Source organism: Streptomyces sp. NPDC059452 (assembly GCF_042750035.1).
Classification (GTDB): domain Bacteria; phylum Actinomycetota; class Actinomycetes; order Streptomycetales; family Streptomycetaceae; genus Streptomyces.
Map to the genome: position 1 here is coordinate 466866 of NZ_JBHYVE010000002.1, position 12619 is coordinate 479484.

Below are 12619 nucleotides of genomic sequence, written 5' to 3' on the forward strand. Positions count from 1 at the left end.
TATGTGCGGACGGTATGCGGCCAGTCGGGCGCCCGAGGACCTGACCGGACTCTTCGGGGTCGAGAAGTGGGAACCCACCGAGACCCTGGAGCCGGACTGGAACGTGGCGCCGACCAAAGAGGTCTACGCGGTACTGGAACGTCCTGTTAAGGACGCGGACGACCGGCGTCCGGTTCGCCAGATGCGGGCCCTGAAATGGGGGCTCGTCCCCTCCTGGTCGAAGACCCCCGAGGGCGCCGCCCGGATGATCAACGCCCGCTCCGAGACCGTCCACGAGAAGCCTTCCTTCCGCCGGGCCTTCGCCCAGCGCCGCTGCATCCTGCCCGCCGACGGGTACTACGAGTGGGTCACCGGCGCCGAGGAGCGGCAGCTGGAGGAGAAGAAGGGCAAGAAGCGGGCGCGCAAGCAGCCCTACTTCGTCACCCCCGCCGACGGCTCGGTCTTCGCGATGGCCGGACTGTACGAGTTCTGGCGCGACCCGACGCTCCCCGGCGAGCACGAGAACGCCTGGTGGGTGACGTGCTCGGTGATCACCACCGAGGCCGAGACCACGCCCCTGGCCGTCGCCCCCGCCGAAGGGCCGGGCGCCCTCGCCGACATCCACCCCCGAATGCCGCTGATGCTCACCCCGGACCGCTGGGACGCCTGGCTGGACCCCTCCCACACCGGCCTGGACGAGCTGCGCGCGCTGCTGGAGCCGCCGCCCGGCGGGCTGATGCGCGCCTACCCGGTCGCCACCGCCGTCAGCAACGTCCGCAACAACGGGCCCGAACTGCTGGAGGAACTGGCCGCGCCGGAGGAGGCGACCCTCTTTTAAGGGCGCGCGCTTCTAAGGGCGCGTGGAGGAGGCGACCCTCTTTAGAGGCGTGCTTTTAGTGGCGTGTTTCTCCGGGGGCGCGTTTCTGAGGGCGTACGGGAGGGTCTGAGGGCGGGTACGGGGGAGGATGGGCCGGTGAGCCCCCAACACCGTACGCAGAACGTCACCACCGACGCCGGAGAGGCCCGGATCACCTGGTTCCCGGCCACCACCGCGCCCCGCCTCGTGCTGGCCGCGAGCCACGGGGCCGGTGGCGGCATCGAGGCCCGGGACCTGAAGGCCCTGGCCGCCGCCCTGCCCGGACACGGGGTCACCGTCGCCCTGGTGGAGCAGCCCTGGCGGGTGGCCGGGAAGAAGGTGGCGCCCGCCCCGAAGACCCTGGACACCGGGTGGCGCGGTCTGTGGCCCGCCCTGGCCGCCCCCGGGCTGCCGGTCGTCTCCGGAGGCCGGAGCGCCGGGGCCCGGGTCGCCTGCCGGACCGCGAGCGAGCTGGGCGCGGCGGCCGTCCTCGCGCTCAGTTTCCCGCTGCACCCGCCGGGCAGGCCGGAGAAGTCCCGGGCGGACGAACTGCTCGGCACGGGCGTGCCCACCCTGGTGGTGCAGGGTGGCAACGACCCGTTCGGGCGACCGGAGGAGTTCCCGTCCGGCCCGTACGAGCTGAAGGAAGTGCCGTACGGAGACCATGGCTTCGCCGTACCGAAGAAGTCCGGGCTGAGTGAGGATCAGGCGATGGGCGTGCTCACCGGGGCGGTCACGGGATGGCTCACGTCACTGGGGTGACACGGGCCACGGGAATGCCGCGTACGGGGGTGCTGTTGTTCGGGACGTCGGTACAACGACGCCGGTACGACAACGTGTACGTGGAGAGGGAGTCCGTCGCATGGGTTCGACCATCTGCCCCAGCCGCTCGAACGCCGCTGACCTGGAGTGGACCGTGCTGCCTGCGGCGAAGACCACCCGTGAGCGGTCGACGGGCGTCGTTGATCGACAGCCCGTCTCGAAGCAAGGTCGACTATTCTCCGAGGCGAGCGGGTCCGGTTTCGGCTCCGCCACATCGTTGGAGGAGGTGGGTCCGGTCACTGGGACCGACACAGGGACCGACGACGGCCGCGCACCGGAGACGACCGCCGAGCGCAACGCGCGTTTCGAGCGGGACGCCCTCGGGTTTCTCGACCAGATGTACTCGGCCGCGCTGCGCATGACGCGCAATCCCGCCGATGCCGAGGACCTGGTCCAGGAGACCTATGCCAAGGCGTACGGCTCCTTCCACCAGTTCCGTGAGGGCACGAACCTCAAGGCGTGGATGTACCGCATCCTCACCAACACCTTCATCAACTCGTACCGCAAGAAGCAGCGCGAGCCCCAGCGCAGCGCCGCCGAGGAGATCGAGGACTGGCAGCTGGCACGCGCCGAGTCGCACATGTCGACCGGTCTGCGTTCCGCCGAGTCCCAGGCCCTCGACCACCTGCCGGACTCCGACGTGAAGTCGGCGCTCCAGGCGATTCCCGAGGAGTTCCGCATCGCCGTCTATCTCGCCGATGTCGAGGGCTTTGCCTACAAGGAGATCGCGGACATCATGGGGACTCCCATCGGTACGGTGATGTCCCGGCTGCACCGCGGCCGCCGCCAGCTGCGCGGCATGCTGGAGGACTACGCCCGTGAGCGCGGGCTCGTCGCGGCCGGTGCCGGTGATTCGGACGATCGGAAGGGCTCTACCTCATGAGCTGCGGAGAGCCGCACGAGACGGATTGCTCGGAGGTCCTCGACCATCTCTACGAGTTCCTGGACCGGGAGATGCCCGAGGGCGACTGCACCAAGTTCGAGGTGCACTTCGAGGAGTGCTCGCCGTGCCTGGAGAAGTACGGCCTGGAGCAGGCCGTGAAGAAGCTGGTCAAGCGCTGCTGCGGTCAGGACGAGGTCCCGACCGACCTGCGCTCCAAGGTGATGGGCCGGATCGACCTGATCAGGGCCGGTGAGGCCGTGCCCGAGCAGGACATCACGGTCAGCGGTGGCCCGGACGCCACCATCGCCGGGACCGACCAGGCCGCGACCGCGCGGGAGTAGTCACCCGAATGTGTTAATCGCACCTGTAGCGGCTCCGTGAGCCCGCCGACTCGCTAGCGTGGCGCCTCCATGGACCACCAGTGGGGGCGAATGCGGGCGTGAGAGGCACACCGGCGGCGGCGCGCGTCTGCATCCTGGCGGCGGTGGCCACGGCCACCGCCTGCGCCCTCCCGCTGGTACGCCCCGACTCCGCCATTCCCCTGGTACGGCCCGATTCCGCCATCCCCTGGGGAACGCTGGGGCTGCTCGCTGTCCTCTGTCTCGTCTGTGAGGCCGTCGGCCGCCGCTTCGATCCGGGGGCGGTCCAGGCCGGTGCCGGATCGTTCCTCCCTCTGCTGCCCGCCGCCGCCTTCCTCCTGCCGCCTCCGGCCGCCGCGCTGGTCGCGGCCGTGGCGTCGCTGGCCGGCCGGGTGGACCGGCCGCCCTTCGCGGCCCGCCGGAGCTGGCGGGCCGCACAGCTCGCCCTCGCCTGCTGCGCCGCCTCCTGGACCCACACGCTCCTGGGCGGCCCCGCTGCCATCGCCGCCCCGGACCTCCCGTACGCCCTGCTGCCCGCCTGCGCGGCGGCCCTCGCCTTCAGCCTGGTGCTGACGGCCCTGGACTGCGTCATCCTCGCGGCGGCCGAAGGCCGGCCCGTACGCCGTTCCTGGTGCCGTCTGCTGCCGTGCGCCCTGGGGCCCCACCTGGTGCACGCGCTCGCCGGGCTGATGATGGCCGTGCTGTGGCGCAGCCCGTACGGGCCCGTCTCCGCGCTCTTCGTCCTGCTGCCCATGTACATCTCCTGCTGGGTCTTCGCCCAGTACCACCGCGAGGACACCGCCCACCGCGCCACCATCCGCGCCCTGGTCCAGGCCGTCGACATCAAGGACACCTACACGCGCGGCCACAGCGAGCGCGTCGGCCGGGCCTCCGTCCTGATCGCCCGTGAACTCGGCATGGACCAGGACCGCCTGGAGGCGCTCCGCTTCGCCGGGGTCCTGCACGACGTCGGCAAGCTGGGCGTACCGACCCGGGTGCTGCGCAAGGACGGCCCGCTCACCCCCGACGAGCGCCGGGCCATGGAGCTGCACCCGGAGTACGGCCACGAGATCGTCCGGGGCATCGGCTTCCTGGACGAGGCCCGCGCCGCGATCCTGCACCACCACGAACGGCTCGACGGCACCGGCTATCCGTACGGGCTCAGCGGCGGCCGCATCCCCGAGTTCGCCCGGATCGTCGCGGTCGCCGACGCCTTCGACGCCATGACCTCGACCCGCTCCTACCGGCGTGCGCGGCCCGTGCCCGCCGCCCTGGCCGAGCTGCGGCGGTGCGCGGGCAGCCAGTTCGACCCGCGCATGGTGCGGGCGCTGACCCGCGCCGTGGAGCGGCACGGCTGGAGCGGCGCGGACACGGCGGTGACGGCGGACGAGGCGGGGGCGATGGCCGTGCCCACGGCCCGCGAGGAAGCCGAACCGCGAAGCCCCTCCCCGGACCGGTCCGCGTGAGGAACCGCGTGAAAAGTCCCGTGAGAAGCCATGTGAGAAGCCGCGTCAGAAGCCGCGTGGAGAGCCGCACACCGCCGAGGAGCCGTACGCGGCCCAAGGGCCCCACCCCGCCCGCCCTCCTCGCCCTGCGCGCGGCCGCCCTCGCCCTCACCCTCGCCGCGCTCGCCCACACGCTCTGGCACGGTCTCATCCAGCCCGGCCACGCCCTCGCCTTCGGGCTCCTCGTCGCCCTCGGGGAGCTGGCCCGGCGGGGCGGGGCGCCCGGGGAGCGGGAGCCCGCGCCGCTCGCCGCCGCCGGAGCGCTGGCGTACGCCCTGCTCGGGGACAGCGCGGGGGAGCCGACCGGGCACAGGCCCCTCCAGGTGGTCGCCGTGGTCGTCGCCGCGCAGCTCGTGGTGGCCGTGGGGCAGCTCGCCCGGGGCGGCGGCCCGGACGTGGACCGGGCGGCGCGGCGGGTGGTCACGGTGGGGTTCGCCGCCATCTGCTTCCAGCCGCTGTACAACTCCGGGCAGGCGGTGCGGTGGTTCGGGGACGGGCTGTACTTCGCGCTGTTCCTGCTCAGCCTGCTGGCGCTGACCGCCGCCTGCGACGCGCTGCTCGCCGCCCTCGTGGCACGTGCGCGGGCGCTGCCGTACGGGGTCGGGACCGGGGCTCCGACCTCGTACGGCACCGAGGCCCCGACCCCGTACGGAATCGGGAACCCACCCCCGTACCGACCGCCGACCCCACCCCCCTACGGCCCCTTCCTCCGCGACGAGCTGCGGGCGCTTGCCGGGATCGGGCCCGCCGTCGGGGCGAGTGGGGTGGTGATGGCGTTGGGGGTGGCCGTCGCCGGGCTGTGGGCGTTGCCCGTGCTCTGTGTGCCGCTGCTGTTGACCCAGGTCTCCTTCCGCCGGTACGCGGCCGTTCGTACGACCTACGGCCAGACCATCGCCTCGCTCGCCCGCGCCACCGAGATCGCCGGGTACACCCCGCCCGGCCACGCCCGCCGGGTCGCCGTCCTCGCCACCGCCGTGGGGCGGGAGCTGGGGTTCACCGGGGCGCAGCTGACCGTCCTGGAGCACGCGGCCCTGATGCACGACATCGGCCAGCTCTCCCTGCTCGACCCGGTCGCCGACGGGGCCACCGCCCGGCTGCCCGTCGCCGAGCAGCGCCGGATCGCGCTGCTCGGCGGGGCCGTGGTGCGCCGGACCGGGGTGGACCCTCAGGTCGCGGCGGTGGTGGAGCAGCAGGCCGATCCGTACCGGGAACAGCTGCCCGCCGCCCGAATCGTCAGGACGGTCAACGCATACGACGACCTGTGCGGGGAAGGCATCGGCGGGCCGCTGGGGGCGCTGGAGGAGCTCAGGCTCGGTACCGGCCACGACCACCAGCCGCAGGTGGTCGAGGCCCTCGCGAGAGTCCTCGGCCGGGGCGGTCTGGCCCGGGCCGGGGCTGGGTAACCCATGGGTAATGAGCGGGCGTCCGGCCGGGCATGGTTGGATGCGAAAGCAGAGCGGAAAACGAGGGTGTCCAGTCGGGACAGGCGGGAATCGTGAGGATCTTCGGGAAGGTACGGCATCGGCCGTCCGCCTCTTGGCGGCAGGCCACGGACCGCGCGTTCACGCTGATCGGCGACGGCCGGTACGAGGACGCGGGGGCGCTGCTGACGCGCGCGGCGGATCTGGAGCCCTGGCTCTCGGAGTCCTGGTTCAATCTGGCGCTGCTGCACAAGTTCCGCCACGACTGGGAGCAGGCGCGCGCGGCGGGCCTGCGGGCGGTCGCGCTGCTGGACCGCGAGTCCGGCGCCCCGGACTGGTGGAACGTCGGGATCGCGGCCACCGCGCTCCAGGACTGGCCGCTGGCGCGCCGGGCCTGGCAGGCGTACGGGCTCCGGGTGCCCGGCTCCGGGCTGAACAGCGCGGCCACCACCGAGCCGACCGGCATGGAGCTGGGCAGCGCGGCGGTGCGGCTCTCGCCGGAGGGCGAGGCAGAGGTGGTCTGGGGGCGCCGGCTCGACCCGGCCCGGATGGAGGTGCTCTCCATCCCGCTGCCGTCGTCCGGGCGGCGCTGGGGCGAGGTCGTGCTGCACGACGGGGTGCCCAACGGCGAGCGGGTCACCGCCGCCGGACCCTCGTATCCGGTGTTCGACGAGATCGAGCTGTGGGCGCCTTCCCCGGTGCCGACCTGGGTGGTGCTGCTGGAGGCGGCCACCGAGGACGACCGGGACGCGCTGGAGAAGCTGGCCTCGGACGCCGGGTTCGCCGCCGAGGACTGGTCCTCCTCCGTACGGCTGCTGTGCCGGGCCTGTTCGGAGAGCCGGATGGAGAGCGACGAGGGCGACGGGGAGCACCTGGACCCGCACGACCACAGCGAGCCGGGCCACCCGGGACCGCTGGGCCACCGCACGGCGGGCGCCGGTGACCTGTGGGTGCCCGAGCGCGAGTGCGGTCTCGCGGCCCCCGCCGGTCTGGTGCGCGGCCTGCTGGACGGCTGGGTCGCCGACAGCCCGGACAGCCGCGAGTGGCGGGATCTCGAAGAAGTCTGCTGACCGCTGCCCGTAGGCTGTACGCGCACCGATCGCGGTGCTGTTCCTCCCGTGGTTCCCGGCATCCGGCCGGGTCCGGCGGGGTCACCGAGTTCAGGTTTTGCAGGAAGGCGTACGGCGGACATGTCGCAGCAGGAGACGGACGGGCGGATCGGCGTGGACGACGAGGGGTTCGTCATCGACACCGAGGACTGTGAGGCGCGCGAGACGGCGTACCGGGAGCGCGGAACGTCGCGTCCGATCACGGTCGTGGGCAACCCGGTGCTGCACAAGGAGTGCAAGGACGTCACCGAGTTCGGCGACGAGCTCGCGCAGCTCATCGACGACATGTTCGCCAGCCAGAAGACGGCCGAGGGCGTGGGCCTGGCCGCCAACCAGATCGGCGTGGACCTGAAGGTCTTCGTCTACGACTGCCCGGACGACGACGGCAACCGGCACACCGGAGTGGTCTGCAACCCGGTCCTGGAGGAGCTGGAGCCCGAGCGCCGGGTGCTGGACGACTCCAACGAGGGCTGCCTCTCGGTCCCGACCGCGTACGCCTCCCTCGCCCGCCCCGACTACGCGGTGGTGCGCGGCCAGGACGCGAAGGGGAACCCGATCCGGGTCCGGGGCACCGGCTACTTCGCGCGCTGCCTCCAGCACGAGACGGACCACCTGTACGGGTACCTGTACATCGACCGGCTCTCCAAGCGCGACCGCAAGGACGCGCTGCGGCAGATGGAAGAGGGCACGCCGCGCTACGAGACGGTCCCGAACGACTGAGGACGCTGTACGCGTACGGGGCTCGGCACCGCTTCGTCCGGGGTGCCGGGCCCCTTCCCTTCGGATAACTGCCGTTTACCCGGAGGGAGTTGACGCGCGTCGACTCCTGGGCCAGGCTCGCCTTCACAGCGTCCGTGATCGAGAGGGAGCCCCATGCTGAGACGTGCCGCACGCGTGCTGCTCGGACTTGTCATGACCATTACTTTCGCGTTGGGCGGGGCGGTGCTGACCGCCGGTCCCGCGCAGGCCGACGGCTGCTACACCTGGACCCGTACGCTCGCGCCGGGAGCCACCGGCAACGACGTCACCCAGCTCCAGATCCGGGTGGCCGGATGGCCCGGGTACGACTCCGTGCTCGCCATCGACGGCTCCTACGGCCCCGCCACCACCGCCGCCGTCAAGCGGTTCCAGGCGGCCTACGGCCTGGCCGCCGACGGGATCGCGGGCCCGGCCACCCAGGCCAAGATCTACGCGCTCCAGGACAACGACTGCACCCCGATCCACTTCACGTACCCCGAGCTCAACAAGTGCAACAGCACCTGGGCGGGCGGCGCGGTCGCGGCGGGCACGGCCAGGGCCAACGCGCTGAGCAGCATGTGGAAGCTGGAGGCGCTGCGCCACGCGCTGGGTGACAAGTCCATCCGCGTCACCAGCGGCTTCCGCTCCACCTCCTGCAACGCGGCCGTCGGCGGAGCGACCAACAGCCGCCACCTGTACGGCGACGCGGTCGACCTCGGCGCCTCGCCGCACTCCCTGTGCACGCTGGCCAAGCAGGCCCGCTACCACGGCTTCCGGGGCATCCTCGGCCCGGGTTACGCCGGTCACGGTGACCACGTGCACGTCAACCAGGGGCCGAACCGCTTCTGGTCGGCATCGCAGTGCGGCATCTGATCTGCTGAAGGTGTGGGCCGTGCCCGGCGTCCGCCCTCAGGCGACGTCGGGCACGGTGCTCGTCGGGCCCCGGAAGGTCCGGCGGTAGGCGTTCGGCGTCGTACCGAGCGTGCGTACGAACTGGTGGCGCAGGGTCGCCGCCGTGCCGAACCCCGTCTGCCCCGCGATGGTGTCGATCGTCTGGTCGGAGGTCTCCAGCAGGTGCTGGGCCAGCAGCACCCGCTGTCGCAGCAGCCAGCGGTACGGGGTCGTCCCGGTCTCCTGCTGGAAGCGGCGGGCGAAGGTGCGCGGCGACATGTGGGCCAGCGCGGCCAGTTGCTCCACCGTCATCTCCTGGTCGAGGTGGTGCTCCATCCACGCCAGGGTGGAGCCGACGGTGTCGCAGGCGTTCCGGGGGAGCGGGCGGTTGATGTACTGCGCCTGCCCGCCGTCCCGGTGCGGCGGCACGACCATGCGCCGGGCGATGGTGTTGGCCGCGTCCTGCCCGTACGCCTGCCGGACCAGGTGGAGACAGGCGTCGATGCCCGAGGCGGTCCCGGCCGAGGTGATCACCGGGCCCTCGTCCACGTACAGCACGTCCGGCTCCACGACCGCCTTCGGGTAGCGCCGGGCCAGCTCCGCCGCGTGGCGCCAGTGCGTGGTGCAGCGGCGCCCGTCCAGCAGGCCCGCCGCCCCGAGGACGTACGCCCCCGAACAGACGCTCAGCACCCGCGCCCCGCGCTCCACGGCCCGGCGCAGCGCCGCCAGGACCTCTTCCGGATACTCCCGGTCCATGAAATTGCTGCCCGCCGGTACGGCGATGAGGTCGGCCTCCTCCAGCCGCTCCAGGCCGTGGGGCGTGCTGATCGTGAAGCCCGCGTGGGTGCGGAGCACGGGACCCTCGGCGGAGACGACGGCGAAGTCGTGCACCGGCAGCCCCTCTTCACTGCGGTCCAGTCCGAACACCTCGCTCAGCACACCGAGTTCGAAGGGGTGGACCTCGTCGAGCAGCAGGACGGCGACGTTTTTCAGCATGGGGGCAGTGTGGCAGTAATTCGATGCTGTGTGGCAGTGCTGCCACTGACCAAAACCTTCCGGGCGGGCGAAGGTGGAGCCATGAACATCTTCCTGGACTACCTGGTCGTGACCGCCCTCTTCGCCCTCGTCCTCCTCCCCGCCACCATCGGCGCGGCCCATGACCGCCGTATCGACCGCCAGTTGCGCGACGCGGAGCGGGGGGAGGCGCCGCCCACGGAACGGGAGAACGCCACGCGGCGCCTCCCGTCGCGGAGTTGGGCGAAGGTCCAGACGGCTGGCCGCCCCTGACCTCCCCATCACCTCGCCGCCTCGCCGCCTCGCCGCCTCGCCGCCGACGCGGCGCCGCTCTACGCGCTGCACAGCGACGTTCATGTGCTGCGGCGTTACTGGGACTCCCCGCCGTGGACCGAACCGGGCCGCGGGTGGCCGTCGACCGTGTCTCCGACGGTGCGTTCATCGGCTGGTGTGGCCTGACCGGCTGGAACCCGGACTTCCGCAGTGCGTCCCTGGGGTATGTCTTCGATGCCGCCGCGTGGGCCCACGGATATGCCACGGAGACCGCGGACGCTGTTCTGCGGTGGGCGTTCGACACTCTGGGACTGGTGGGCGGTGGACGCCCGGGGCTTCCTCGTCCAGTTCAGCGACGGGCCCGCGCCGGAACATCTGCTGGCGCATGCGGAACGCGTTGACGCCGCGGCCAGATGGGCCGAGGAGCACCGCCCCACCTGGTTCAGTGGCCCGCCCTCTCCGGTGCATGCCTTCACCTGCACCGGAGAGCTGCCGGTCTACACCCGCGGCGGCGTCCCGGACTCCCCTTTGCGCCTGTCCGACGCTCCGCCGGTCATCGCGGAGGCCGCGGGCCCTGGTCGAACTGCGCAGGGCCGTGGGAGACACCTGGACGGTCCACCTCGACGAGGGGCGGGTACGGTCACTGGGGAGGTGAGCGCCGTGTCCTGGCCGTCTGTGATCATCCTTGTCGCCGCAGAACAGCGGCCGTCCCTTGAAGGGAGAATCCGTACCTTCGGGCTTGTGCCGGACCCTGTGACGGGTGACGAAAGGCTGCACCGGCACGGCTACGCGTACTGCCTCGACCTCTCGGGCGGCATCCTGACGGACTATGAGCCGGACGAGCTCGACCAGGTCACGTCGTCGATCGGCGAACCGTACGCGGTCTACGTGTCGTGCCAGTCCATGGACGCGGCCCGGGCGTTCCTCCGTGAGGTTCTTCCCGGTGTCGACGGCCTCGTCGACACCAACCATTTCGAGATCCTGCCGACGAGCGCATTCCTCACGCTGTTGGGCCGCCACCCCGACTGGGACTGGCGTCGTCGACCGAGCACCGATCTCCGGTAGTCCGTCGTCGACGGCACGGCCGACCAGAAACTCGTTCACCGCCCGGTCCGCCGCCGAGCCGACATCATGCTGCTGATTCCTTTGATTCCTTTGATTCCTTACGGAGGTTGGTTGTTCGTCTTCGCGTGCGTAGGCTGTGGGGCCAGGCTGACCGCCCCACTGTCCCAGGTCGCCCTGCCCGCCCATGCCCATCAGAAGTACGGGAACGGGGTCCAGCTCCCGGTGCTCATGGCGTCCGGCACCTTCGCCGTGGACCCGGAGCCCTGGGGGCCGCCGTGGCGGAGGTGGGAGGAGATCCGCCCGGACGAAGCAGTCGCCCGCGGTGTGTACGCCCCGGTGTACGCCCTCTCCGACGGTGCGCCCGGCGCGATCGTCATCGCACCCGGCGACGCCGACGGCACGGTGCTGATCCCCGGGAATCGCCCGGACGGCTACTGCTGCGGCCTCGACGGTGCCGACGGCCCCAACGTGGCCTGCGCCCAGTGTTCCCTGCCCGTAGCGAGCAGGGTCGACGACTGTTCGCTCTGGCAGGCGATGTGGCTCGCCCCGGACGCGGTGCGCCGCCTTCGCGTCGACGGCCACGGCGCCGCGCCGCTCACCTGGACCGAGTTGATGGCGCAGAACGCGGGCACGCCCCCGTACGAGCCCATCGCCTCCTGGGAAGCGCGGACGGTGGCGGGCCACTGGGCGAACTACTGGTGGTCGTGGAGCCCCCAGTGGGAGGCAGCGGCCGGCCAGGCGCTCGCCCACCTCCTGGCGGCGTCCGGCGGTCAACCGGTGCTCGTCCCGGGCGGTTTGGCCGAGCAGGTGTTCCAGCGTGCGCTCAGCGCCCTGCTGCCCGCGGGGCCACCGGCGCGGCAGGCCGTCCTGGCTGGACCCGGACTACCGGCTCCCGGAGGGGACGACCCCATCCTCCTCGTGCCGTCCCATCCCCAGACGGGTACGACCTGGGCTCCGGCCGACCCGGTGCCGTACCTGGTGCCGCTGCCGTTCGGGGTGTGGCGGTGGCTGGCCTTCCCCGTACCGGACCTGCCCGTCCCCACGTCGGGGGTCCTGCCGGCCGGGGTCCGCCGCGACGACTTCGACCCTCCCGCGCCGCACCCGCCTCACCTCTTCCGGGCCGACCTGGATGTGCTGCGGCACACCCTGGTCCGGCTGCCGGCCATCCGCAGCCCGTGGTTGCGCAGGATTCTTGAGGACCTCACGCACCCCCGGCACTCCGGCCTCTTCTAGCCGACCAGGCAGGGGTTTGTACGCCACCCTCTCTCCCGGTTCTTGCGGACAGTCGTCAGCTCCCGTCTCCCTCTTCGGTGCGTTCGGCGATCTCGGGGGTTCCGGGGAAGAGGTGGGGGTGTTGCCGGGCGAGGTCGTGGGTGATCGCTTCGTCGGTGGGGTCGGTGATGTCCCAGCTGTGGGGCGAGGGGTGGTCGGCGAAGAGTTCGCAGGCTTCTTTACGGGGGTCGAGTGCGGGGCACCAGGGGAGCGGGACGAGCCGGGGGCGATGCGTGTTCCAGCAGGCCCAGACGGCGCCACCGGCCGGGCCTCCTTCGTCCCAGAGCATGGTGGCGTGGTCGTCGGGGTGGTCGGTGGCCAGTTCGCAGAGGATGTGGCCGGGTTCGGGGCGGTGGCCGGGGGTTGCCAGGATGATGATGTGGTCGGGGGGTGGCAGGAGGGTGACTGCGGTGCACTGGTGCATGGTGGGGT

General features: G+C 72.0%; 14 protein-coding genes and 1 pseudogene. 13 read left to right on the forward strand and 2 right to left on the reverse strand.

Going from position 1 to position 12619, the window contains the following annotated elements:
* Position 1 precedes the first annotated feature (1 nt).
* The 9 genes from ACFW9Z_RS05020 (at position 2) to ACFW9Z_RS05060 (ending at position 8545) form a co-directional block, all read left to right on the forward strand.
* Positions 2–817, forward strand: a complete 816-nt coding sequence (locus ACFW9Z_RS05020) for an SOS response-associated peptidase (RefSeq protein ID WP_384634457.1) — start codon at positions 2–4, stop codon at positions 815–817.
* 135 nt (positions 818–952) lie between these two features.
* Positions 953–1597, forward strand: coding sequence for an alpha/beta family hydrolase (locus ACFW9Z_RS05025; protein ID WP_384634460.1), 645 nt, complete (start codon positions 953–955; stop codon positions 1595–1597).
* A gap of 286 nt (positions 1598–1883) precedes the next feature.
* Positions 1884–2540, forward strand: coding sequence for a sigma-70 family RNA polymerase sigma factor (locus ACFW9Z_RS05030; RefSeq protein ID WP_018510075.1), 657 nt, complete (start codon positions 1884–1886; stop codon positions 2538–2540).
* Positions 2537–2881 (forward strand): mycothiol system anti-sigma-R factor, encoded by a 345-nt coding sequence (gene rsrA / locus ACFW9Z_RS05035; protein WP_384634462.1) that lies wholly within the window; start codon positions 2537–2539, stop codon positions 2879–2881. The genes ACFW9Z_RS05030 and rsrA overlap by 4 nt, the downstream gene beginning before the upstream one ends.
* A 98-nt stretch (positions 2882–2979) precedes the next feature.
* A complete protein-coding gene (locus ACFW9Z_RS05040) occupies positions 2980–4365 on the forward strand; it encodes an HD-GYP domain-containing protein (RefSeq protein WP_384634465.1) in 1386 nt (461 codons plus the stop codon).
* Positions 4366–4421: 56 nt separating this feature from the next.
* The gene (locus ACFW9Z_RS05045; RefSeq protein WP_384634468.1) at positions 4422–5807 is read left to right on the forward strand and encodes an HD-GYP domain-containing protein; all 1386 of its coding nucleotides are present in this window, start codon (positions 4422–4424) and stop codon (positions 5805–5807) included.
* A gap of 92 nt (positions 5808–5899) precedes the next feature.
* Positions 5900–6895 (forward strand): tetratricopeptide repeat protein, encoded by a 996-nt coding sequence (locus ACFW9Z_RS05050; RefSeq protein ID WP_384634471.1) that lies wholly within the window; start codon positions 5900–5902, stop codon positions 6893–6895.
* A gap of 120 nt (positions 6896–7015) precedes the next feature.
* A complete protein-coding gene (gene def / locus ACFW9Z_RS05055; protein WP_384634474.1) occupies positions 7016–7654 on the forward strand; it encodes a peptide deformylase in 639 nt (212 codons plus the stop codon).
* Between the two features lie 153 nt (positions 7655–7807).
* Positions 7808–8545, forward strand: a complete 738-nt coding sequence (locus ACFW9Z_RS05060) for a D-Ala-D-Ala carboxypeptidase family metallohydrolase (protein ID WP_384634477.1) — start codon at positions 7808–7810, stop codon at positions 8543–8545.
* Between the two features lie 36 nt (positions 8546–8581).
* On the opposite strand, the gene ACFW9Z_RS05065 is transcribed toward ACFW9Z_RS05060, so the two are convergent.
* Positions 8582–9559 carry a GlxA family transcriptional regulator gene (locus ACFW9Z_RS05065; protein WP_384634480.1) on the reverse strand — a complete coding sequence of 326 codons (978 nt, stop codon included), beginning with the start codon at positions 9557–9559 and terminating at the stop codon, positions 8582–8584.
* 81 nt (positions 9560–9640) lie between these two features.
* Here ACFW9Z_RS05065 and ACFW9Z_RS05070 point away from each other — a divergent pair, with 81 nt between their 5' ends.
* The 4 genes and pseudogenes from ACFW9Z_RS05070 to ACFW9Z_RS05085 all read left to right on the forward strand — a co-directional run bounded on the left by ACFW9Z_RS05070 (position 9641) and on the right by ACFW9Z_RS05085 (position 12148).
* Positions 9641–9850, forward strand: a complete 210-nt coding sequence (locus ACFW9Z_RS05070) for a hypothetical protein (protein ID WP_384634483.1) — start codon at positions 9641–9643, stop codon at positions 9848–9850.
* A gap of 42 nt (positions 9851–9892) precedes the next feature.
* Positions 9893–10164, forward strand: a pseudogene (locus tag ACFW9Z_RS05075) (GNAT family N-acetyltransferase); the annotation flags it as partial.
* Positions 10165–10591: 427 nt separating this feature from the next.
* Complete coding sequence (locus tag ACFW9Z_RS05080; protein ID WP_384634486.1) at positions 10592–10915, forward strand: hypothetical protein; 324 nt, start codon at positions 10592–10594, stop codon at positions 10913–10915.
* Between the two features lie 111 nt (positions 10916–11026).
* On the forward strand, positions 11027–12148 hold the full coding sequence (locus ACFW9Z_RS05085; RefSeq protein ID WP_384634489.1) for a hypothetical protein: 1122 nt from the start codon (positions 11027–11029) through the stop codon (positions 12146–12148).
* Positions 12149–12203: 55 nt separating this feature from the next.
* Here ACFW9Z_RS05085 and ACFW9Z_RS05090 read toward each other — a convergent pair whose 3' ends face one another.
* Positions 12204–12611: a hypothetical protein gene (locus ACFW9Z_RS05090; RefSeq protein WP_384634638.1), complete on the reverse strand. Its 408-nt coding sequence runs from the start codon at positions 12609–12611 to the stop codon at positions 12204–12206.
* Between the last annotated feature and the right edge of the window lie 8 nt (positions 12612–12619).

Coding starts and splice junctions, on each gene's coding strand:
- ACFW9Z_RS05020 (WP_384634457.1), top strand. CDS start 2: ATGTGCGGACGGTATGCGGCCAGTCGGGCGCCCGAGGACCTGACCGGA.
- rsrA (WP_384634462.1), top strand. CDS start 2,537: ATGAGCTGCGGAGAGCCGCACGAGACGGATTGCTCGGAGGTCCTCGAC.
- def (WP_384634474.1), top strand. CDS start 7,016: ATGTCGCAGCAGGAGACGGACGGGCGGATCGGCGTGGACGACGAGGGG.
- ACFW9Z_RS05060 (WP_384634477.1), top strand. CDS start 7,808: ATGCTGAGACGTGCCGCACGCGTGCTGCTCGGACTTGTCATGACCATT.
- ACFW9Z_RS05065 (WP_384634480.1), bottom strand. CDS start 9,559: ATGCTGAAAAACGTCGCCGTCCTGCTGCTCGACGAGGTCCACCCCTTC.
- ACFW9Z_RS05070 (WP_384634483.1), top strand. CDS start 9,641: ATGAACATCTTCCTGGACTACCTGGTCGTGACCGCCCTCTTCGCCCTC.
- ACFW9Z_RS05090 (WP_384634638.1), bottom strand. CDS start 12,611: ATGCACCAGTGCACCGCAGTCACCCTCCTGCCACCCCCCGACCACATC.